At 29.6% G+C, this 22,488-nt stretch carries 23 protein-coding genes; 18 read left to right on the forward strand and 5 right to left on the reverse strand.

Features of this window, described 5'->3' with window-relative positions:
* Positions 1-266: 266 nt before the first annotated feature.
* Entirely contained in the window at positions 267-584 is a 318-nt protein-coding gene (locus ON24_RS06315) for a P-II family nitrogen regulator (RefSeq protein WP_016357793.1), read from the forward strand.
* Between the two features lie 14 nt (positions 585-598).
* Entirely contained in the window at positions 599-928 is a 330-nt protein-coding gene (locus ON24_RS06320) for a P-II family nitrogen regulator (protein WP_016357794.1), read from the forward strand.
* A 386-nt stretch (positions 929-1,314) separates the two neighbouring features.
* Here ON24_RS06320 and fen read toward each other — a convergent pair whose 3' ends face one another.
* The 5 genes from fen to cyaB form a co-directional block, all read right to left on the reverse strand.
* Positions 1,315-2,298 (reverse strand): flap endonuclease-1, encoded by a 984-nt coding sequence (gene fen, locus ON24_RS06325; protein ID WP_040682342.1) that lies wholly within the window; start codon positions 2,296-2,298, stop codon positions 1,315-1,317.
* Between the two features lie 128 nt (positions 2,299-2,426).
* Positions 2,427-2,996, reverse strand: a complete 570-nt coding sequence (locus ON24_RS06330; protein ID WP_040682343.1) for a chorismate--pyruvate lyase family protein — start codon at positions 2,994-2,996, stop codon at positions 2,427-2,429.
* Positions 2,997-3,052: 56 nt separating this feature from the next.
* Complete coding sequence (gene hacA / locus ON24_RS06335) at positions 3,053-4,300, reverse strand: homoaconitase large subunit (RefSeq protein WP_040682344.1); 1,248 nt, start codon at positions 4,298-4,300, stop codon at positions 3,053-3,055.
* A gap of 432 nt (positions 4,301-4,732) precedes the next feature.
* Positions 4,733-5,905, reverse strand: coding sequence for a homocitrate synthase family protein (locus ON24_RS06340; RefSeq protein WP_016357800.1), 1,173 nt, complete (start codon positions 5,903-5,905; stop codon positions 4,733-4,735).
* Between the two features lie 544 nt (positions 5,906-6,449).
* Entirely contained in the window at positions 6,450-6,998 is a 549-nt protein-coding gene (gene cyaB, locus ON24_RS06345; protein WP_040682345.1) for a class IV adenylate cyclase, read from the reverse strand.
* A 238-nt stretch (positions 6,999-7,236) separates the two neighbouring features.
* Between cyaB and ON24_RS06350 the strand changes: the two genes are divergently transcribed.
* The 16 genes from ON24_RS06350 (at position 7,237) to pfdA (ending at position 22,119) form a co-directional block, all read left to right on the forward strand.
* Positions 7,237-7,782, forward strand: coding sequence for a TATA-box-binding protein (locus ON24_RS06350; RefSeq protein ID WP_016357802.1), 546 nt, complete (start codon positions 7,237-7,239; stop codon positions 7,780-7,782).
* Positions 7,783-7,795: 13 nt separating this feature from the next.
* Complete coding sequence (gene serB, locus ON24_RS06355; protein WP_040682346.1) at positions 7,796-9,283, forward strand: phosphoserine phosphatase SerB; 1,488 nt, start codon at positions 7,796-7,798, stop codon at positions 9,281-9,283.
* 580 nt (positions 9,284-9,863) lie between these two features.
* Positions 9,864-12,074, forward strand: coding sequence for a DNA topoisomerase I (topA, locus tag ON24_RS06360; protein WP_016357804.1), 2,211 nt, complete (start codon positions 9,864-9,866; stop codon positions 12,072-12,074).
* A 492-nt stretch (positions 12,075-12,566) separates the two neighbouring features.
* Positions 12,567-15,287, forward strand: coding sequence for an STT3 domain-containing protein (locus ON24_RS06365; RefSeq protein ID WP_040682347.1), 2,721 nt, complete (start codon positions 12,567-12,569; stop codon positions 15,285-15,287).
* A 632-nt stretch (positions 15,288-15,919) separates the two neighbouring features.
* The gene (locus tag ON24_RS06370) at positions 15,920-17,029 is read left to right on the forward strand and encodes an OBG GTPase family GTP-binding protein (RefSeq protein WP_016357811.1); all 1,110 of its coding nucleotides are present in this window, start codon (positions 15,920-15,922) and stop codon (positions 17,027-17,029) included.
* Between the two features lie 49 nt (positions 17,030-17,078).
* Entirely contained in the window at positions 17,079-17,675 is a 597-nt protein-coding gene (locus tag ON24_RS06375) for an adenylate kinase family protein (RefSeq protein WP_040682348.1), read from the forward strand.
* Positions 17,676-18,006: 331 nt separating this feature from the next.
* Positions 18,007-18,378 carry a ribonuclease P protein component 4 gene (locus tag ON24_RS06380; protein WP_016357813.1) on the forward strand — a complete coding sequence of 124 codons (372 nt, stop codon included), beginning with the start codon at positions 18,007-18,009 and terminating at the stop codon, positions 18,376-18,378.
* Positions 18,371-18,604, forward strand: a complete 234-nt coding sequence (locus ON24_RS06385) for a YhbY family RNA-binding protein (protein ID WP_040682412.1) — start codon at positions 18,371-18,373, stop codon at positions 18,602-18,604. The genes ON24_RS06380 and ON24_RS06385 overlap by 8 nt, the downstream gene beginning before the upstream one ends.
* A gap of 137 nt (positions 18,605-18,741) precedes the next feature.
* Positions 18,742-19,182 (forward strand): 30S ribosomal protein S19e, encoded by a 441-nt coding sequence (locus ON24_RS06390; RefSeq protein ID WP_016357815.1) that lies wholly within the window; start codon positions 18,742-18,744, stop codon positions 19,180-19,182.
* Between the two features lie 40 nt (positions 19,183-19,222).
* Positions 19,223-19,585 (forward strand): DNA-binding protein, encoded by a 363-nt coding sequence (locus ON24_RS06395; RefSeq protein WP_016357816.1) that lies wholly within the window; start codon positions 19,223-19,225, stop codon positions 19,583-19,585.
* Between the two features lie 19 nt (positions 19,586-19,604).
* Positions 19,605-20,189, forward strand: a complete 585-nt coding sequence (locus tag ON24_RS06400; RefSeq protein ID WP_016357817.1) for a DUF7411 family protein — start codon at positions 19,605-19,607, stop codon at positions 20,187-20,189.
* 58 nt (positions 20,190-20,247) lie between these two features.
* Entirely contained in the window at positions 20,248-20,403 is a 156-nt protein-coding gene (locus ON24_RS06405; protein ID WP_016357818.1) for a 50S ribosomal protein L39e, read from the forward strand.
* An 11-nt stretch (positions 20,404-20,414) separates the two neighbouring features.
* Positions 20,415-20,681 (forward strand): 50S ribosomal protein L31e, encoded by a 267-nt coding sequence (locus ON24_RS06410; RefSeq protein ID WP_016357819.1) that lies wholly within the window; start codon positions 20,415-20,417, stop codon positions 20,679-20,681.
* Positions 20,682-20,741: 60 nt separating this feature from the next.
* Positions 20,742-21,416 (forward strand): translation initiation factor IF-6, encoded by a 675-nt coding sequence (locus ON24_RS06415; RefSeq protein ID WP_016357820.1) that lies wholly within the window; start codon positions 20,742-20,744, stop codon positions 21,414-21,416.
* 26 nt (positions 21,417-21,442) lie between these two features.
* Complete coding sequence (gene rpl18a / locus ON24_RS06420; RefSeq protein ID WP_016357821.1) at positions 21,443-21,667, forward strand: 50S ribosomal protein L18Ae; 225 nt, start codon at positions 21,443-21,445, stop codon at positions 21,665-21,667.
* A 14-nt stretch (positions 21,668-21,681) separates the two neighbouring features.
* Positions 21,682-22,119: a prefoldin subunit alpha gene (gene pfdA / locus ON24_RS06425; protein WP_040682349.1), complete on the forward strand. Its 438-nt coding sequence runs from the start codon at positions 21,682-21,684 to the stop codon at positions 22,117-22,119.
* The last annotated feature ends 369 nt before the right edge of the window (positions 22,120-22,488 follow it).

A 22,488-nucleotide genomic window follows, 5' to 3' on the forward strand; every position in this document is an offset into this window, starting at 1 on the left:
TGGTTCTGATTTCATATCTTAAGTGTTTTCAATTTTAAAAGCTCATTTTTGATTAAATAAAACATTTTAATGGATTTTTTAAAGATTCCGGTATCTGTTTCTTTTATGGATTTAAAAGTTTATCGTGTTTAAATCAATACTATTTTAATAAACTGTAATCTATATATATTATAAATACAAAAATTATACCGGAAGTTATATTCCGACTATTCATTAAAATAGAAGTTATATTTATTAGTTATTAAAAAGCAGATTAAGTGATGTAAATGCAGATGATAAGAGCAATTATTAGACCTGAGAAGGTTGATGATGTAATTATTGCATTGGATGATGAACAATTCCATTCAGTTACAGTAATGGATGCAGAAGGTCGTGGAATTCAGAAAGGATTAAACAAAGGTGATGAACACTTTGATCAGTTACCTAAAAAACTTTTAATATTGGTAGTTGAAGATGAGGATGTGGATTTTGTAGTTGATTTAATCTCTGAGGAAGCTTTTACCGGTAATCCTGGTGATGGTAAAATATTTGTTAGTCCTGTTTTAGAGGCTTATACAATTAGAACAAGAAGTCAAGGATTATAAAAGAGGTTTTTATAATGAAAGAAATCATGGCTTTTATTAGAGATAAAAAATATGAAAGAACTAAGGAAGTCTTAACTCTTTTAGGTTTTCCAGGAATGACTGTCGTTCCGGTTTTAGGAAGGGGTAGAAAAATTCAAAACAATAAATTAAAAACCGATGATTTTGCGGTTATTCCTAAAAAATTGATTTCAATTGTGGTTCCTGACGAGGATGTAAATCTAATAGTTGAGGTAATTATGAAAATCAATTCTACCGGACGTTATGGTGATGGTAAAATATTCATATGTCCTATAACCCAATCCATCAGATTAAGAACAGATGAAACTGGGGATGCTGTTTTATAATCTTTTTTTATTTATTTTTAAATAGGTGGAATTAATTTTTAACTTATATGAAAGCTATTTTTTTAATTCATATGGTGTGTTTTTTAATTTTATGGGAATATTAAATTTAGATTTAAACAGAAATTGGTTTTTAGTTATATGAAAGCTATTTTTTTTATTGTTAGAAAAAGAAAATTAATTTAATTTGGATGAGAGTTAATTTTTTTTTAAATTAGAGGAGTTTTACTTTATAATTTGTAGGAGAAGTTAGTTTTTTTAGATTAATGGGGTTTTACTTTATAATTTGTAGGAGAAGTTAGTTTTTTTTTAGATTAATAGGGTTTTACTTTATAATTTATAATAAAAAAAGTTGGTTTTTTAAGTTTTATAAGGAAAATAATTTAAATTTAGAAAAAATCTTCTAAACTTTTCTGTGAACTGTTAAGGTTCTTGATTTTACTTGCACTATTTAAAACCCTGTCCTTTGAAAAACCATGTTCTCCACATAAGAATTCCACAATGCCCTCACGGTCCGGTTCTTTAAACTTAATGGTATAGTCCTCGTTTACTCTAGGGTTTAGGAAAATATTTCTTAAAATATCTATGTCTATCTTAGGCTCTGTATCTAAGTCTTCTAGAACATTTTCCAGATTATTATCATTTAATAGTTTCATGCCTCTTTTAACGCCAATACCATGGACTCCATCATTAAAGTCGGTACCTACAAGAAGTGCAAGATCGATTAGTTGTTCCCTTGAAAAATCAAGATTTGATAGAACCTTGTTTAATTCCATATATTCAAGATTTGAAAGTCCTCCACTTAAGGTAAGATTTCTTATAATTCTTGGAGAACCAAATAACAAGCAATCATAATCCTGTGATGCAACGGCCCATGCATCTTTTTTCTGAACCATATAGGATGCCTGTGCCTCACCTTCACCAAGTGCCTGAACATAAGGTATTCCCATTAAATCAAGCAAATATTTGGAACTTTCAACTACATATGGTGTAATATGTGTTGTACGCATTGCATATTTACGTGCTAATTCCTCATTGCCTTCTTTAATGGCTTTCTCCCATTCTTCTTTTGATTTTATTTTAGCCTCTTTACGTTTAGCTATTGTATCAGATTTATATTCTGAAGGTTTTCCATCAAAAACATAAATAGGTTTTATCCCACGCTCGACAATGGATGATGTTCTATATAAAAGACCACTTAAATGGGAAGTCACATTACCATTAGCATCTTTAAGAGGCGTTCCATCCCTTTGACGAATCCCTGATAAAAATTGATAAATTGTATTAAAAGCATCAATAGCTATTGTTCTTCCTTCTAAATCTTTTAAATTAATTTTTTCTGGAGAAGCAATATCTTTAAACTTCACTCCCATTATTTCACCTTCATCGTTTTATTCTTTAAATCAGCTGTTTTTTTAAATTTATCTGTTGATTTGAATTGATTGATTTTTTTCATATTCTTTTATTTTTTTTTTTAATTTATTTTATGTATTGTTTTTGTTTAATCTAGATATTCTCTAAAATAACTTATCGGAAACATTTCCTGAATCCACATGATTTTCTCATTATTGTGTATAATATCATAGTTTCTTGATAGGAAATCATCATCTGTCTTATATATTTCTTCAAGTTCTGGCTCTGATTTTATTACTTCAATGTCTCCAATTTCTCTTCTTGTCTCAAGTTTATAATTCTTTAAGATCCTTCCAATTGGAATGTCTTCTGTCATTAATGAATCTTTAATTTCTTTATTTATTCTGGATAAAGGAATATAACTTTTTGCAAATATTAATGGTTTATCGTCTTTATGCATTATTATGGTTCTGTTGTTTACCTCTTCACTTTCGTCAATATTGAAGTGATTTGAAACTTCTTTATTTGCCTTTTCAACATGCTGGTTAATGGTTTTTAAAGTAATTTTATTATATAATACGTCTAAGATTGCAGTAATTGATCCGTCGGTTGTAAGAAGTATCTTCTGTGTGTTGGATAGCTTTATGTTATTCTTGTTTTCCAGGTAGTTTATTCTATCAATTAAACATTTATTGATATTGTTCTCTTCTTTAATCATAATGTCCCTTTAAAAATAGTTCTCTTTAAAAAAATATAAAAAATAAGTAAAAAAAGTTAATTTTCTGGTCTTGCAATAAATCCTTTTATTGCAGAGGCTGCAACTACTTTTGAATTTGCAAGATAAACTGATGATTTAGGATCTCCCATTCTACCTTTGAAGTTTCTGTTTGTAGTTGATATGGCTGTTTCACCCTCAGATAAAACACCCATATGTGCTCCTAAACATGGTCCGCATCCCGGATTACATACTATTGCACCGGATTCCATGAAGGTTTTTATATATCCCTTATCTAATGCTTGAAGATATATTTCACGTGATGCCGGAAGAACTATTAATCTGACATCCTCATGGATCTTTTTCCCATCAAGAACTTCTGCGGCATTTTTCAAATCAATTAGTCTTCCATTGGTACAAGAACCAATTACTCCCTGGTCGATAGATGTTCCCTCAACCTTGCTAATCGGTTTTACATTGTCCACATCATTGGGACATGCGATTTGTTCTTCCATATTGTTTATATCAAAATAATATTCTTTACTATAAACTGAGTCCTTATCGGATTTTTTGATATTTAACTGATTTCTACTTTTTCCGGTTCTTCTACATACATAATCTATAGTAGCATCATTAGGTTCCATTATGCCATTTTTAGCACCCATTTCAATGGCCATGTTTGTCATGGTCATTCTACTTGCCACATCAAGGTTATCAATGGTCTTACCACAGAACTCCGCACTTTGATAGGTGGCTCCTGCAATTCCAACCTTTCCAATTATGTTTAGAATAATATCCTTGGAGGTTAAATTACCTAGTTCACCTTCAACTTGGATTTTTATAGCCTCCGGAACCTTGAACCATGTTTTACCAGTTGCATAAACCATAGCAATATCCGTTGCACCCATTCCTGTGGAAAATGCTCCAAATGCACCATAAGTGCATGTATGTGAATCCGCACCAACTATGATTTTTCCAGGTTCTACTAAACCCTTTTCCGGAAGTACTTGGTGGCAAATACCTTCACCATTAATGTAATGGTGGGTAATGCCCTGTTTCTTAATAAAGTTTCTTGCAACTTTCTGGAATTCTGCAGATCCAATTGTATTTGCAGGTATGTTATGATCAAACACTATCGCTATCTTCTCAGGATCCCATACCTTATCTGCTATTTTTTCAAATGTTTTAATGGCAGGTGGTGATGTACCGTCATGTGACATTACAAGGTCGACATTTGCCTCGATAATTTCACCAGGATTAACTTCATAACCTACTTTTTCTGATAAAATCTTTTCTGTAATATTCATTTTTACACTTTAAAATTGTATTTTAATCTACTATATAATATCTTTATAAAATATTAAAATAGTTTTTTATTTTAATTGTATCCTTATTAAAAAATTTTTTCTAGATGAAATTCCCTTTAGTTTAAAAACCCTTTTAATATTTAATCTAAATTTAAAATCAGATTTTTTTTTAGGTGTATTGTAGAATGGGATTAATCGTTTTAGATATTAAAGATCATGTTGTTTTATTTTTTCTTTTAAACTTATAATCTTTAGATCTATTGTAAAAAAAGGTTAAATTATTAAATCAACGATTAATTAATGATTCTATTAAAGTCGAATTTAAAATTTTTTTAATTCTATAAAGAGGGATTTCCCTTTAGACATTAAAAACTATATAAAAATTAGCTATTTGTTAAATGATTAAAAATAATAAAAAAATTAAGAGGGGATTTATAAATCAGCAAGGTTTACATTTTTGACGATTTCCTTAAAGACATCATCATTGATGTAGGTACCTTTCTCTCTTGTTTGTTTAACTTGTTTTACAATTTCACAAAGTTGGTCATTGGTTACTTTATAACCACATGCGTCAAGTTTTGCTTTAACTGCTCTACAACCTGAATGTTTACCTAAAACCAATTGTCTTTTTTGACCTACGAGTTCCGGTACATAAGGCTCATAGGTTAATGGCTCCTCAATAACCGCATCTACATGAATTCCTGATTCATGTCTAAATATGTTTTTACCTACTATTGGCTTGTTATAAGGAACTGGTAGGCCTGTAGCTTTGGATACAAGTTCTGAGATTTCTTTAATTTTTTTGGTTTTAAATCCTAAATCCTTTCCATATAATAATTTAAGGGCCATTACCAATTCTTCAAGTGAAGCATTTCCCGCCCTTTCACCAATACCATTGATGGTTACTGAAACTGCACTGGCACCTGCTTGAAGTCCTGCAATTGAATTTGCAACAGCAAGTCCAAAATCATTATGGCAATGCATAGCAATATCTGTGTTAATCTCTTTTTTAAGTTCTGATACAAGGTAAGTAATTCCTTGAGGATTTGCAGCACCAACGGTATCTGCTACATGTACCCTATCAACACCGTATCCCTCAGCTTTTTTATACATTCTTTTTAGGAAATCTAAATCTGCCCTTGTTGCATCTTCTGCAGAGAAAGCAACGAATAGTCCATGGTCTTTAGCATATTCAATAGATTTCATACAGATATTCAATGCCTGTTCCCTTGTAAAGTGTAATTTATGTTCAAGGTGTAAATCGGAAGCTCCCATAAAAGTAATTACCCCGTCAACATCAGCATCTAATGCCGCATCGATATCCTCCAATTTTGTTCTAGCTAAACATATGACCTGTGCATCTAATCCTTCATTGGCTATTGTTTTAACAGTATCCTGTTCTGTTGAGGATACCCTTGGGAATCCTGCTTCTATCTGTGGTACTTTAAGTTCATCTAATTTTTTAGCAATTTCTATTTTTTCATCTTTGGAGAAAGCTACACCGGGAGTTTGTTCTCCGTCTCTTAAAGTAGTGTCATATACGGTTATATCTTTAGGAAATGTGTATTTGACCTCTTTATTGTAAGGACTAACATAGTATTGCAAAAATATCACTCCTATTATATTATGATTGTTATTAATTAAACTTGATATGTATTTTTTTTATTAAATCAATAATTATTTTATTATTTGTAAAATTAGTAATAATTACAAATTTAAATTAAAAATTTATGTTATTTAATTTGTAAGTCTGTATATTTAAATATTAATCAATTTAAATTTTTAAATATATTTTTTTAAAAAAGAGTTTGGAAGGTTCTAAAACAATTATGATGAAATATAAACTTTCCTTTTCAATAAAAAAAGATGCCTAATTGTTTTTATCTTTTATCATTTTTTCCATATGATTTTTAATTTCTAATATTAATATGGGTATTTAATATTTAATATTTAATATCTGATATTTTATAATCTATTTATTAAGTCGTCTTTTTTTTAAGATTTTAATATTATAGAAATTTAAAAAAAATAATTTTTAGTTTTCATTAGTATTCTCTAGTATAATAGAATAGGATTTTGTAGAAATTCAAATGGAAACTTTCTATTTTTTCATTATCTTCTATGGAAGATGATTAAAGTAAAAAATCTATTAATTTTCATCAATATTTTCTAATAGGCCAAGATATGAGGTCCTTTCAAATCCGTCAGTAATACCTAATTTTTCAAATACTTTAAACAAACCTTCCTGAGCTTTGCTATAATCGGTACCATCTTCAACGAGTGCCTCAATTTCCATATAGGGATCTAGACCCTTTACATCATCAAGACTTATCTCATAATTTTTATATCTGTAAATTTCCCTATCTTTTACAACTTCACGGACAGCAGCAAAACCTAGATGTTCAAATATTTTTCTACATTTGTTTTCATCCTCAATACCCATTTCAATTTCCTCTCTAGTTTTACTTTTTTTATCTATTTTGGGTCCTTTATAGGTTATAAATAGATTACTTTCTTTATCGGTTTTAGTTTTTCTTATTCTTAATGCTTCATCAGTTTTAGCAAAATCACAGATAGGACTGTTAAAATATATGTCCTCTTGATGTTCAGTTTTTATCTTTTCTGCCTTTAATTCGAGTATTTTTGTTCGAACTTCATTAAAACTATTGATTTTGGCTTTTGCTTCAACTTCTATCATTTATAACAACTATCCTTTATTTTATTATTTTTTATAAAATTTTTAATCATTTTTTATTATTTTCTATTTTGTCTATTTTCACATAAAAAATTTATTTTTAAATAAGGTTTATATACTATTTAAATATAAATTTATATACAGTAAAAATTTTAGTTTAAATATTTGATGTGCTTATTTTTCAAATTATATATAAAATGTTTACTTACTTTTTTTCAAAAATATGATTTGGAGGTATATAATGACCGATGTTGATATAAAAATAGAAAACATTGTGTCTTCTGCTAGTATTGGTAAAGATATAGTACTTACTGATGTTGCTAAAAATTTACCTGGTGTCGACTTTAACCGTGAGCAATTCCCTGGTCTTGTTTTTAAATTAAAAGATCCAAAAACTGCTGCTTTGATTTTTAGCTCAGGTAAATTAGTATGTACTGGTGCTAAATCTATAGATGACTCAAAGTTAGCTATTAGAAAAACCGTGGATCTTATGAGAGAAATCGATACTGAAATCCCTCATGAATTCGAAATTAAAATTCAAAATATTGTAGCTTCTGCTAATTTAGAACTTCCGTTAAATTTAGAAGCTGTTGCTTTAGAATTAGAGAATACCGAATATGAACCGGAACAATTCCCTGGTTTAGTATATCGTCTAACTGATCCTAAAGTAGTTTTATTATTATTTGGTTCTGGTAAGGTTGTTTGTACTGGAGCAAAAACTCGTAGTGATGCTAAGCTTGGTGTAGAAAGAGCTTACGACAGACTAAAAGAGTTAGACTTAATATAATTTGGTGATATGTTTGATTAAACTTATAGTATTTGATTTAGATAATGTTATAATGAATGGAGAGGCAATAGACGAGATAGGAAAAATTGCAAATGTTAAAGATGAAATTGCTGAAATTACAGATAAAGCAATGAAAGGCGAACTCGACTTTGAAACCTCTATTAAAGAAAGAGCTAAACTTCTTGAAGGAGTTTCAGTCGATGATATTGTTGAATTAAGAAATAATATTCCTCTTACCGATGGTGCTGAAGAGACTGTTAAAACTTTAAAAGATGCTGGCTATGATGTAATTATTATTAGTGGTAGTTTTGATATTATTGCAGACCCATTAAAAGACAAATTAGGTATTGATGAAATTTTTGTTAATTCATTGACTGAAGAAGATGGAAAATTAACTGGTGAGGTGACTGGAGACTTAGTTTCTGGTACTAAACTTCAGGTATTAAATAAATATATTGAAGATAAAGATATTGAATTAGCTGATTGTGTAGCTATTGGTGACGGAGCTAATGATATCTCAATTATTGAATCCACTGGTTTAGGTATTGCATTTAATGGTAAACCTGCTGTTAAAGAAATCGCTGATGTTGTTGTTGATGATGATAATTTAACCGCGGTCTTAGATCCAATTAAAAAAGCTGCTGATGCTGATAAAAAAGAAGAATTTGTTCTTGCAGACACTCTTGAAGGAGTCAAACAGCAAAAAATTGAAAAAGAAGAAGAAATTTCCAAAATTGCTGATGAAAGAGAACATTACAACAGAGTTGCTAAAGAACAACGTAAAATCCGTGATGAATTAAATGCTTCTTTAAAAGAAAACTTAAACAAAGCTATCGAATATAGGGACGAACGTAATAAAATCAACAAAGAAGTTGAGGCAGAGAAAAAATTACGTAACGCTGCTAATAAAGAGCTTAGAAACTTAGAATGGTCTTCAGGTAAAAAAGACAAAGTTAAAATCGAAAATGAAATCAAGAAAATTGATAGTATCATTGAAACTAGGGTTTTAGATATTAAAAAAGAAAATCAACTTGTTAAAAATGCTAATGATCTCCGTAAACAATTAATGGATATTCATGAAGATGATAAGGTAAAAGCACAAGCTGAGGAACTTAAAAAACAATCTGAAGAACATCATGCTAATGTTGTTGAACTTTCCGAGAAAGCTCAAGAAGCACATGAACAAATGTTAAACTATTTCAGAAAAACTGATGAAATCAGAGCTGCTGCTGATGAGGCACACAAAAACTTCATTGAAGCAAGAAAATCTGCTTCTGCAAAACATGAAGAATTCAAATCAGTTTTAAGTGAAATCCACGTCATTAATAAAAGATTAGGTACATCTAGACCTAAAAGACGAAAATCAAACAAAAATCAACCTGCTCCTAAGAGAAACTTAGAAGAGAAAGAGAAAGCTGAAAATATTTTTGATAAATTTAAACATGGTAAAAAGTTATCTACCGAAGAACTTTTACTTTTACAAAAATATGATATAAACTAAATTTAGTTTATTTCTTTCTTTTTTCGTTGATTTTTCATTGATTCATTTTTTTTATATCTTTTTATTATCTATTTTTATTTAATTTATAAATCTAAGGATTATTCCATCTATTTTTCTTATTTAAAGTTTCAGTAATCTTTTAATCTTATTATGATGGCTTTCTTATTTTTATTTTATTTTAAGATTTAAGGTTTATCTCATCTATTTTTATTGTTTAAAGTTTCATTGTCTTTTAATTTTATCATAATAATTTTTTTATTTTTAATCATTTAAAACAAATATTTTTCAGCTGATTTTCAGTTGTCTTAAAAGTTTAACAAAATCCTTTATAATTTAAAAAATTAGTAAATATAATATATTATAATATATAGAAGATTATTTTTCTAAAACTGATTTTTTTTTTAAAATGAAAAAATTTATATAATGTAATTGAATTTACTATGAATAATAATATTTTAAAATTTCAATTTTTTTATTTCATTTAGAAACTGAAAAATTTTAGTAACTAATATTATCGGATATTATTTTTAATTTTTATTTATATCTATTGAGGGAGAAAATTTTTAGATAATGTGATAAAATGAATGAATTAATTATTTGTGAGAAGCCAAAAGCTGCGGAAAAAGTAGCTCAGGCTTTATCTTCCAAGGCAAAGAAACATAAATATAATAAAAAGGTTAGTTATTGGGAAATGGATAGGGAAGATAAACATATTGTTATAGTGTCTGCTGTAGGTCATTTGTACTCATTGACTCCTAAAAACAATCGAAACAAGTATTATTTTGACTTAGATTGGGCTCCTGCATATGAAGTTAATAAATCTAGTAGATTTACAAGGGATTATGTCAATGCCATTAAGAAATTTGCAAAAGATGCGGATAGCTTTATCCATGCATGTGATTATGATATTGAGGGTACCTTAATCGGGTATAATGCATTAAAATATGCATGTGGCGTTAATGATTTGGCTAAAGTTTCCCGTATGAAATTCTCAACCTTAACTAAAAAGGATGTTGTTGAAGCATATGAAAATAGGATAGAACTGGATATGCCTCAGGTAGAAAGTGGTATAGCAAGGCATGTTTTGGATTATTATTTTGGTGTTAATATCTCTAAGGCATTGATGACTTCTGTTAGAAAATCTAAATATAAATATTTAAAACTTTCAGCAGGTCGTGTTCAAACTCCAACACTTTCAATTCTTGTCAAAAGGGAAAAGGAAATTCAGAAATTTGTTCCTAAACCTTATTGGTTAATCAAGGCAGTTCTTGAAAATGATATTGTTGCAGATCATGTGGAAGGTAAAATCTTTGATCAAAAGAGAGCCGAGAATATCTATAAAAATTGTAAAGGTTCCGATGCCGATGTTTCAAAGGTAAAGATTAACAAAAAAATTAGAAAACCACCTGTTCCATTTAATTTAGGTGATTTACAATCAGAGTCCTATGCAGCATTTGGTTTTTCTCCTAAGAAAACTCAGGTCATTGCTCAGAATTTATATACTGGGGGATATACTTCTTATCCACGTACCTCATCTCAGAAATTACCTGAATCATTAAATTATAAGAACATTCTAATCCAATTATCACAGAACTCCGAATATAAAAAACATATTATAGATCTTCCTAAGAATCTAAAACCTCATGAAGGTAAAAAAACAGATGCAGCTCACCCTGCGATCCACCCGACGGGTGTTTTACCTGAAAAATTGGATAAGGATGAACAAAAAGTTTATAATTTAATTGTCTATAGATTTATCAGTGTATTTTCAACAGATTCTGAATTGGAAACAATGAAAGTTAATCTTAATGTGGGAAAAGAGGAATTTTCATTTAAAAGAAAACGGGTCTCAGTTCTCGGATGGTTGGCCCATTATCCATTTAAAAAAATTGAGGACGATACATTTCCAGATCTTAAAAAGGGAGATAAGATTAAGGTTAAAGATATTAAATCAGAGGAGAAAAAAACTAAACCTCCTGCAAGATACAACGAATCCTCCCTTATTAAGGAACTTGAGAAAAGAGAGCTTGGTACTAAGGCTACAAGAGCAGATATTATTGCTAAACTTTATGATAGAAAGTATATATCCGGTAAAAAAATCGAGGTTAATCAGTTAGGCGAGAACATAATCGACACTTTGGAGGAGTACTGTAAAGACATCACCTCCGAGGAGTTGACCCGTAATTTTGAAAGGGATTTAGATAAAATTAGAGATAATAAATTATCTAAAGATGCCCTTATAAAGGATGCCCAGGAAGAGGTCTTAACTATTCTCTCAGACATTGAGAAAAATGAGAAGGATATTGGAAATAAACTTTACAACGCATATATGAAGAGTCAGATTGTCGGTAAATGTGCATGTGGTGGGGACTTGATTAAAAGATATTCTCCTAAAACCAAAGCTAGTTTTGTGGGATGTTCCAACTATCCTGATTGTAGAACTATTTACTCCCTTCCAAAAGGAGCCAATATTCTTAAGAGTAAATGTCCTAAATGCGGATTACCTATGATTTCCTTTGGTAAACCTCGTCAACACGCATGTCTTGATCCTAACTGTGGTAAGGAAAATGTTAAAAAACCTAAAACTCTTGAGATTGTTGGTACCTGCCCGGAATGTGGAAATAATTTAGTTAAGAGAAATGGTAGATATGGGGAATTTGTAGGTTGTAGAGGATTTCCAAAATGTAGGTTCACATGTTCTGTAGATGAACTAGACTCCATATTGGAAAAAGCAAACTCCTCAAGCAGTAGTTCTAAAAAAGACCAGAAAATAGAATCTGATGCAAAATAGATTTCTAATTTTAACCATTTCTCTTTAATTTTATTTTTTTGAATCATTCATTAATTTCTTGTTTTCTATTTTAATTGGATATTATCCTATTTTATATGTTTTATTCATTTTAAATTAAATTTTGTTAAGTTAAATTTTATCATTGTGTTTATTATTTCATATCGTGTTTTTTTTTATCATTTTTTGTTGTTTAATCTAAGATAATATTTTATTTTTTTATTTTTTCCATTATCCTTTTTTTAATCCTATTTCTACTTTAAAATAAATAAATTTAAAAATATTAAAATAAATATTATGAATGTATAATATTTTAAAATATTATAATTAGGATTATTAAATTTGTTTAATTCTTTTTCTTTTAAGTGGATTTAATATCCTTTATTTAAATGGTGATTTAATTTTTCGTTGAATCTCTATTTAAATTAATTAATGTATACATAATTAAAAATTTAAAGAGATTTTTTACAATTTAAAAATTTGACAGAGGATTTTATGAATAATAAGACAAAGACTATACTTAAGTCTGTAGTAATCATTCTTATACTCCTGGCTATAGTATTTGCTATTAGGGTTCCTGCTGGTGATATTAACGGGGTTCCTTCAGATGTTAAAGCCGAGTATGTTGATTCTTTCGGTCTTCCTTATTTCAGTGAAATGGATTCATATTATAACCTAAGGATGACTCAGGATTTAATAGATCATGGTTACTATGGAGATACTATGGTGAATAACACTCAGGTAGATAATCATAGGTATTCTCCAAATGGTATGAATACTACGTATACTCCAGGAATTGGAGTTGTTACATCATTTATGTATAACCTGGCCAATATATTTGGACATTTTGATGTTAAAACAGTTGCTTTCTGGACTGGTGCTATTATCTCTTGTTTGGCTATTATTCCTTCTTATATTATTGTAAGGAGGGTTACAAATGATTATGGTGCTATCGCGGCATCTTTAATTATAACATTGTCTCCAAACTACTTTGCACACACATTCCCTGGGTTCTTTGATACAGATATGTTTGTATTTGTATTTCCATTGTTTATTGTTCTGTTCTTTATTGAATGTATTCGGTCCAATAACAGGATTCATAAGTTGATCTATGCAATTCTTGCAGTGCTATCAATTATGGCCTTTGCTAAATGTTGGGATGGTTATGTATTTTACTTAGGTATGTTGGCAATATTTGTTGTGATTTACCTAATTGCTAATTTATACTTTAGCCTAACGGATCCTGAAAATATGGCATCAACTGGTACTAAGATAAAAGATTTCTTCCATCAGAAAGAAGTCTTATCTGTAATTGGTCTTGTAGTATTACTTGTCATTGGTTTATTGATAGTTGATGGTGCAGGTGTTCTTGGAATCGTTAATAATGTACTTAGTGGATTTGCATTACAAGCTTCCTCTACCAGTACAGGATTCCCTAACGTAATGGTATCTGTTGCAGAGCTTCAAGTTCCTGCTTTATCTACAGGCGGAGTACTTGGTTTATTCTTAGCAAGTACTGGTTCCGTTGTAAATGGTGTTGGTGGAATTATCTGTTTCATTGCAGCTTTAGTTGTATTATACACTTATATTACTAGATTTGCAAAACTTAGAAGAACTTCTAATAAAACAACCGCTACTGGTAAACTACCTAAAAACTTAAGACAATCCGCATCTGTAAGATCTGAGAAAAGAAGATTTGAATTCTCTCTTAAAGAAATTGGAGAGTTCGGTTCCCGTGATGAACTTATTCAATCAAGAAAGGAAACATTGCTATACTTAACTTTATTCCTTGTTTGGGCCATTTCTGCATGTGCTGCTGTAACTCAAGGTTCAAGGTTTATTACCTTATTAATCTTACCATTTGGTTTACTTACCGGTATCTTTGTAGGTTATGCTGCTGACTATATCAAGTCCAAAAGGATTGATGACAAAAAACTTGCAGCAACAATTGTAATTGCAATTTTACTTGCTAGTTATCCGGTTATGGCTCAAGTTGATAGGACATTTGGTATTGCTCTATTAATTATACTTTTAATATTGACTGTAATCTTATTCGATGTTAAAAAACCATTGGTTTATAAGGATATACCTTACAAGAAATATTTAGCAATTTTCTGTATATTCCTAGCTATTGTTGCTCCAACTGTAACCTGTGCTTATGCAACATCTAACAGTGTTGTACCAGGTACAAATGATGAAATGTGGGATTCAATGAATTGGATTCAACAAAATGAACCTAATAACACTGTAATTGCATCTTGGTGGGATTTCGGTTATTTATTTGAAATTGCTGCCAACAGACAAACCATGTTTGATGGAGGTATGCAGGGTACAGACGGTAGGGCATACTGGATGGGTGAAGCTATGACTACGGATAATCTAGAACTATCTGCAGGTATTTTCAGAATGCTTGGTACATCTGGTTATGAACCGGTATACAATGTATTGGAAAAGTATACTCATTCAGATAATGGAACTACAGTAGAGATTGTAAATAAGATTTTGCCACAGAAAAAATCTGATGCTAAGAATACCTTAACAAATCAATATCATGTATCTAGTAGTGATGCAGATAAGGTATTAAGTTACACTCACCCAGATAATCCTAGACCAGTAATATTTGTTGCAAGTTCAGATATGCTTCAAAAAGCAGGCTGGTGGACCTATTTCGGTAGTTGGAAATTCGAAGGTAGTGAAACAGAACAATATCAATATTATCCGGCTAAAAATCAAACTACTATCCTACCTGGTCACTCCGGTAAGATTGACATGCTTGATGAAAATGGAATTAATGTAAGTGTAGTTGTAAACAGAGGTAATCAAAATAATACTACCACTGCTTATGTGGAAACTAGATTTGCAAACAATAATTCTGTTGCTGAGATAAATGGTACAGATTACAATCCGTTAAAAGCAAGTAATATTTTAGTTGTTGAAGATAATTATCTTGTTAAAAACCAGACTATTGGTAATGCAAGTGATGGTAATTACACATTATACTTACTTGGATCTAATAATACCTATATGGCCGTATTGATGAGTAATGAGCTGGTAGATTCAATGTTTACTAGACTCTATCTCTTAGGTGGTAATGGACAGGATATCTTTACACAGGTACATATGGCAAATGGTGTGTCCTTGTGGAGAGTTAACTTTAATAACACTGTTGCAGGTGGAGGTTCAGGTTCCTCATCCGGTAACAACACAACAGGCTAAAATTTAAACTTGTTTAAATTAGTTAAGATTCAATCTTAACTTTTTCTTTTTTTATTATTTTTTAAACTGATAAGCTATTTTTTATGTAACTACTTATTTTAAAACCAGTATTTTTTAAATCTAAAAATATCCGATCTATTTATTTGATTATCTGTTAATTATAAGTGTTTTTTTAAATCTAAGGTTTAAACTATTTATTTGATTATTTATTTATTTATTATGGCTGTTTTTTTAAATCTAAGGTTTAAACTATTTATTTATTTATTATGGCTGTTTTTTTAAATCTAAGGTTTAAACTATTTGTTTGATTGTCTATTATTTATGAGAATCTATTTTTTAGAATGTGTGAATGTTTTTCATTTAATTTTATTAGAAAAATAAAATATTTGTTCAATATTAATAAAAAACCATATTCTATCTATTTAAAAACAGTATTCTAGTTAGTTTTATTAATCTTATAATCTCTAAATTATTTTTAAAATATTATTTTTTCTAATTGATTTATTGAATAATCTTAAGTTTTATATATTTCTTAAAAGAAAAATTATTATTATTATTTTTATAAAACATTAAAAAATTAAGATTATTTATTTAAAAAATTTTACTATAATTATTTTTATTCTGGTGAATTTATGAGTGATGATATAGAGCAGAAAATTAAGGATATTGAGGATGAAATCCATAAAACTCAGTATAATAAAGCTACTTCTCACCATATCGGTAAATTAAAAGCTAAGATAGCAAGGCTCAAAGAAGAACAAGAAAAAAGGAGTAGTTCCGGAAACAAAGGTCAAGGGTTTTATGTTAAAAAATCTGGGGATGCTACTGCTGTGCTTGTAGGTTTTCCTTCTGTAGGTAAATCAACATTACTTAATGAATTAACTAATGCTGAAAGTAAGGTTGGAGCTTATCAATTTACAACATTGGATATTATTCCTGGAATCATGGAATATAACAATGCGCAAATCCAAATTTTTGACGTTCCAGGAATTATTACCGGTGCATCTGGTGGAAAAGGTAGAGGTAAAGAAATTTTAGCTGTGGCTAGAGATGCAGATTTAATCATTGTTGTATTGGATGTTTTGAATCCTCAACACTATAATGTGATTTTAAAGGAACTTCATGATATTGGTGTAAGGCCTAATCAGACAAAACCTGATGTAAGGGTTAAGAAGACTGGAAGAGGTGGAGTTAAAGTATCTTCAACCATTCCATTATCAAAATTGGATGAGGTTACCATCAGATCCGTATTAAATGAATATGGTATCCATAATGCCAGCGTTTTATTTAGGGAAGATATTGATGTGGATCAGTTTATTGATGTTTTGGATGCTAATAAATCCTATGTTCCTATGATTGTTTTAATGAATAAAACAGATTTAGTAGATGAGAACTACTTGAATCAACTAAGGGCAGATCCGAACATGCCTGATGATTTTATTCCTATTTCCGCAGATAAGAAACAGAACATGGATTATCTTAGAGAAACAATCTTCAATCAATTAGGCCTTATAAGAGTTTATCTTAAACCTCAAGGAAGACATGCAGACATGAATGATCCTTTGATTATTAAAAAAGGCACTACTGTTATTGAGGCTTGCCGTAAGTTACACAGGGAATTTGTACGTAATTTCAGACATGCTAAGGTTTGGGGAACTTCTGTAAAATTCCCAGGTCAGAAGGTAGGTCCTGATCATGTTCTTGAGGATGAGGATGTTTTAAGGGTTATTCTTAAAAAATAGATTTATTTAAAACTTTTCATTGATTTATTTTTTTATAAATAGTGATTATATGGTTAATACAATTTTTATAAGTGGGACTCCTTGTACAGGTAAAACTACAGTTTCAGAAGCTTTGTTTAATAGGCTAAATAATGAGGATCATTATGATGTAAAACTTGTTAAAGCTAATGATTTGGCATTTGATAATGATTTGATTTTAGGTGATGATCCTGATAAGGCATATAAAGTGGTGGATTTGAAAGGATTAGACTCTAAATTTGATGAGGTTCAAAGGGAATTTCTATCTTCTGAAGGTGAAAAGCCTAAGTTGTTAATATTTGAAGGTCATCTAACACACTTTTGCTCTAATCCTGATAAGGTAATTATCTTAAGAGTTCATCCCGATAAACTAAAAGAGAGATTGGCGGAAAGGAATTATTCCCCATCTAAAATTCATGAGAATTTAGGTGCAGAATGTTTAGGTGTCTGTTCTGTTGAGTCTTATGAAAGACATGGAAGTAAAGCCCATGAAATTGATGTTACTGATATGTCAGTTGACGAGATTTTAGATATTATTGTAAGGATTATTAATGGGGAACGTATTTATCCTGTAGGTGTCGTTGATTATTTAGGCTGGTTTGTAAAAGATGAGGAAGGTTCTGATTAATTCACTTTTTAATTGATTTCTCATTTACTTAAATCTATAAATTTAAGCTATTTTTTTTTATAACTTTTTTTATGAATATTCTACTTTTAAAGAAAACCTTTTTATTATATAATAACATAAATAATATTGGAACTTTTTATGATATTTTAGTTTTATAGTAAAACTTTTTATATAGTAAAAACATAATGTTTCTTAATATACTTCTTGTATATTATGGTAGTTAATATCTATTAGAATTATGTTTTATTTTTTTTAAAATCTTTTATTTGTTCTTAGAACTTCTATAATTCTATTTATTAGAGTTTATATGCCAATTATGAGAGGGGTATATTTGACTAGAGGAAAAAAACCAAAATGGATATTGAATATTGCTAATGAAAGAATTGATATTCTTTTTAAACAGGCGGAAGAGGAATTTCATGTTCATCCTGAAAGATCCCATCGTTATGTTGAATTGGCTTTAAAGATTTCCACTAAATATAATGTTAAAATTCCTCAGAAATGGAACAGAAGATATTGTAAAAACTGTCATAAGTTCCTTTATCCTGGTTGCAACTGTACAGTCCGGCTAGTTAACAGTGAAGTTAACATTAAATGTACTGAATGCGGTCATATTACTAATATTCCTTACAAAAAGGAGATAAAATCAAAAAGGAGAGCTAAAATTGACTCATACATTAACAAAAAAAGAAATAATGAATGAAGCTCTTTCTGCTATAACAATCAATATTGGCAAATCTGGTGTTAATGATAATGTAATCAATGAAGTCAGACGCCAATTGAAATCTAATGAGGTTGTTAAACTAAAATTTGCTAGGTCAATAGCAAAAGATAAAGATGATTATATAAGCAACATTGTCAAAGAGACTAAGGCAGAATTAATCGATGTAAGAGGTCATGTTGCTGTTATTTATAAGAAGAAATCTTAATACTCATTTTGAGTTACAAACTTATTTTACTTTAGCTTAATGCTAAGATTAAGTTTAATTTGAGGATCATATTAAGAATTTACATCTATTAAATTATTGAATACATCTATTTGAAAATTAATATATGGAGAATTAATATGAGTACTGTATATGATGTACCTGCAGATGTTTTAATCAATCATCTTGCAGATGAATTTAAAAACAATAATGATAAAATACAATCACCTGAATGGTCTCATCTTGTAAAAACTGGTGTTCATAAAGAAAGAAAACCTGTGGATGTAGATTGGTGGTATGTAAGATGTGCTGCTATCTTAAGAAAAGTTTACATTAGTGGTCCTATAGGTGTTAGAACTTTAAGAATTAAATACGGTGGTAAAAAAGACCGTGGTGTAAACCCTGAATCTTTCAGAATGGGAAGTGGTTCTATTGTTAGAGGAGCTTTAAACCAATTAGAAGATGCAGGTCTTGTTGAAAAAGTTGATGGTGGAAGAGTAGTAACTCCACAAGGTCAATCATATTTAGATAAAGTTTCAACAGAATTAATCAAAGATATTCCAGAACTTGAAAAATATTAAATTTATTTTTTAATTGAAAAAAAGATATGGGGATTTGTATATGAGTGAATTAGATGATATTCGTCGTAAAAAATTAGAGCAATTACAAAGACAACAGGCTATGGCTGCTAATCAGCAACAAATGCAACAACAAGCACAGCAGCAAGCTCAACAACAAGCTCAACAACAACAGTTAGAACAACAAATCAATCAAGCTGTAAGACAAATCATGACTCCTGAAGCTCGAAGCAGATTAGCCAATCTTAAGTTGACTAAACCTGAATTAGTCCAACAAATTGAAATTCAATTAATTCAATCTGCTCAAGCAGGAAGTTTAAGAGGAAAAGTTACTGATGAGCAATTAAAAGTCTTACTAAGACAACTTGCCAGTCAGAAAAGAGAAATTCATATAACTAGGAAATAGATTCCTGAAAATTATTACTATGAAAGCTTGTGTATTATATAGTGGTGGTAAAGACAGTTCTCTCATGGCTATAACCTTAAAGAGGTTAGGTTTTGATGTAGAGGTATGTACTGCTAACTTTGGTGTATATGACTCATTTGTTCCTGCTAGCATGTCAGCTAAAGCTTTAGGAATACCACATCGGGTTCTTCATTTAGATAAGAAAATCTTGGAAGACGGTGTTAAAAGAATTATGGATGACGGTTTTCCAAATGAGGGGATTAAGTATATTCATAATCAAGTTATTGAAGCTGTAGCAGAAGAGTATCCAGTTGTTGCTGATGGTACAAGAAGAGATGATAAAACTCCTAAACTTAATAGGGATCAAATTCAAAGTTTAGAAGATAGGAAGGATGTCCAATATATTAACCTGGATAGTTTTGGTTATAAAACTGTTAATACCTTAGTTTCATCACTGTTTAAAGTAACAAATAAGAAAAGTAATAGGGATAATAGTTCTGATTATGAGGTTGAGATTAGAATTTTAATAGATCAACTTGGAGGGGATTCAAGTAGTATCTTCCCAGAACATTATCAAACTAATGTTGTTGGATTTAAGGATTGAATTATGGAAATAGATTGTCCATATCGTTTAAAAATTTAATAATTATTAAGGTGAAAAAATGAGTAGAAACAAACCTGCTGCTAAAAAATTAAGAATGGCAAAAGCAAACAAACAAAATAGAAGAATTCCTATTTGGGCTTATGCTAAAACTAATCGTAAATTACAATACAGACCTAAGCCTAGACATTGGAGAAGAAATAATCTTAAAATTTAGAGGTGTTAAATATGGCGGAAGATTTAGAAAGAGTATACACAATACCTCTTCGTAATGTAAAAAATGTCAAAAGGACTATTAGAGCTCCTAGGGCTATTAGAGAAGTAAAAAACTTTTTAATGAAACATATGAAAGTTGAAGATGTTGTCATTGATTCTTCAATAAATGAAAAGATTTGGGAAAGAGGAATTCAAAAGATTCCATCTAAAATCAAAGTAAAAGCAACTCTTGTTGAAGAAGATGATGAAAGATATGTTAAAGCAGAACTTGCTGAATAGATATCTGAATCTTTATTTTTTAATATTTTCATTATTAATTTAATTAATAAGGTAAAATAAATGTTAAAAAGAATTAATCTTACAGGAAATCCTAATTTAGGTGTTTATATAGCTGTTAATGAGGATGTAGCTATTGTTCCTAATAATATCTTAGAATCTAAAGAGGAAATCCTTAGAGAGGCTTTAGATGTTGATGTTGTTAAATGTTCTATCGCTGGATCTAACTTAGCTGGTGCTTTATTAGTTGGAAATTCTAATGGTTTCATTGTTTCTCCTTTCATTTATGATAGAGAGCTAGCTACTTTAAAAGAAGCAGGTATTGAAAACATTGTTCCATTACCTGATAAATATACTGCTGTAGGTAATATTCTTGTAGCAAATGATAATGGAGCTATTATTAGTCCTAAAGTTTCAGAAACTGCAGTTGATGTTATTGAGGAAACATTGGATGTCGATGTTACCCAGGCAGAAATCGCAGGTTATGATATTATAGGTTCTTTAGTTTCTGTTACTAATAAAGGATTTCTTACCCATAAAGATTCATCTCCAGAAGACCTTAAATTACTTGAAGACACACTTGGTGTGGAAGGTAATGTTGGTACTGTAAATAGGGGTATTCCTCTTGTAGGTGCTTGTTCAGTATCTAATTCTAAAGGAGTAATTGTAGGTGAAGACACTACTGGTCCTGAAATGGCTAGGATAGAAGAATCTTTAGGATTTTTAGATTCATTTTAAATTATTTATCAAAATGAGGGATTATAATGCAAACTAAAATTTACAGAGTTACAGGTAAATTTGTAAATGGTGATCGTGTCCAAAAATTTACTAAAGAACTTAAATCATTTAATGAAGAAAATATCTATGAAAAAATCTATTCTGACTTTGGTAGTAAACACAGAATAAACAGAAATCAAATAGATATTGAAGAAATAAAAGAAATCACCCCTGAAGAAGTAATTGATCCTATTGTTAAAGGTATATTATAGGTAAGGTGTTTTTTATGGATGATCAGCAAAAGTTACAACAGATGATAAATGAACTTAATGTTTATAAAAGTCAAGCTGATTTGTTACAACAACAAATAGATGCTCTTAATGCTTCTATGGCTGAACTTGAAGTTTTAAAATCTACAATCAATGAAATGAAAGATAAAGATTCAGTCGAATCTTTAATTCCTGTTGGTGGCGGAGCTTTCATGGAAGGTGAAATCAAAAACACTTCAAATGTTGTAATGAGTATTGGTGCTGGTGTTGCTGTAAAACAAACTACTGAAGAAGCTATTGAAACTATCAATTCTCAGGAAGAGGAATTAAAAGATAATTTAGATAAGGCTTTAAAATCTTTACAAAAAGTCTCAGATTATATTGGTCAATTATCCCCTGCTGCTGAAAACTTAGCAAGGGCTCTTCAAGCAGAAGGTAAATTACCTCAACAATAGTTTCCAGTACTTTTCTTTTATTTTATTTTTTCTATTTTTATACTATTTTTCTATAATTGTCTATTTTTTCTCTGTTTTTTCATTGATTTTTCTGTATTTTGAATATAATCTATAAAATATTTGTTTTTATATTATAAGAGGGTATACTTCTTAATTTATTCAATAGGTTATTTTTTTATAATGTTTCTTTCTAAAAATTGTTATATGCCTCTGATTTATTTTTTTATATTTGGGTTCTATATTTTAAAAATAGCTTCTATATTAATAATTTTTATTATTTTTTTCAAATATTTTAAACATGGGATATTCTTGGTATGTCTTCTATTTTTTACTTTAAGTTAAAATTTTTTAAATCATTATATTGATTCA

Origin of the sequence: Methanobrevibacter boviskoreani JH1 (genome assembly GCF_000320505.1) — an archaeon.
Classification (GTDB): Archaea; Methanobacteriota; Methanobacteria; order Methanobacteriales; family Methanobacteriaceae; genus Methanarmilla; species Methanarmilla boviskoreani.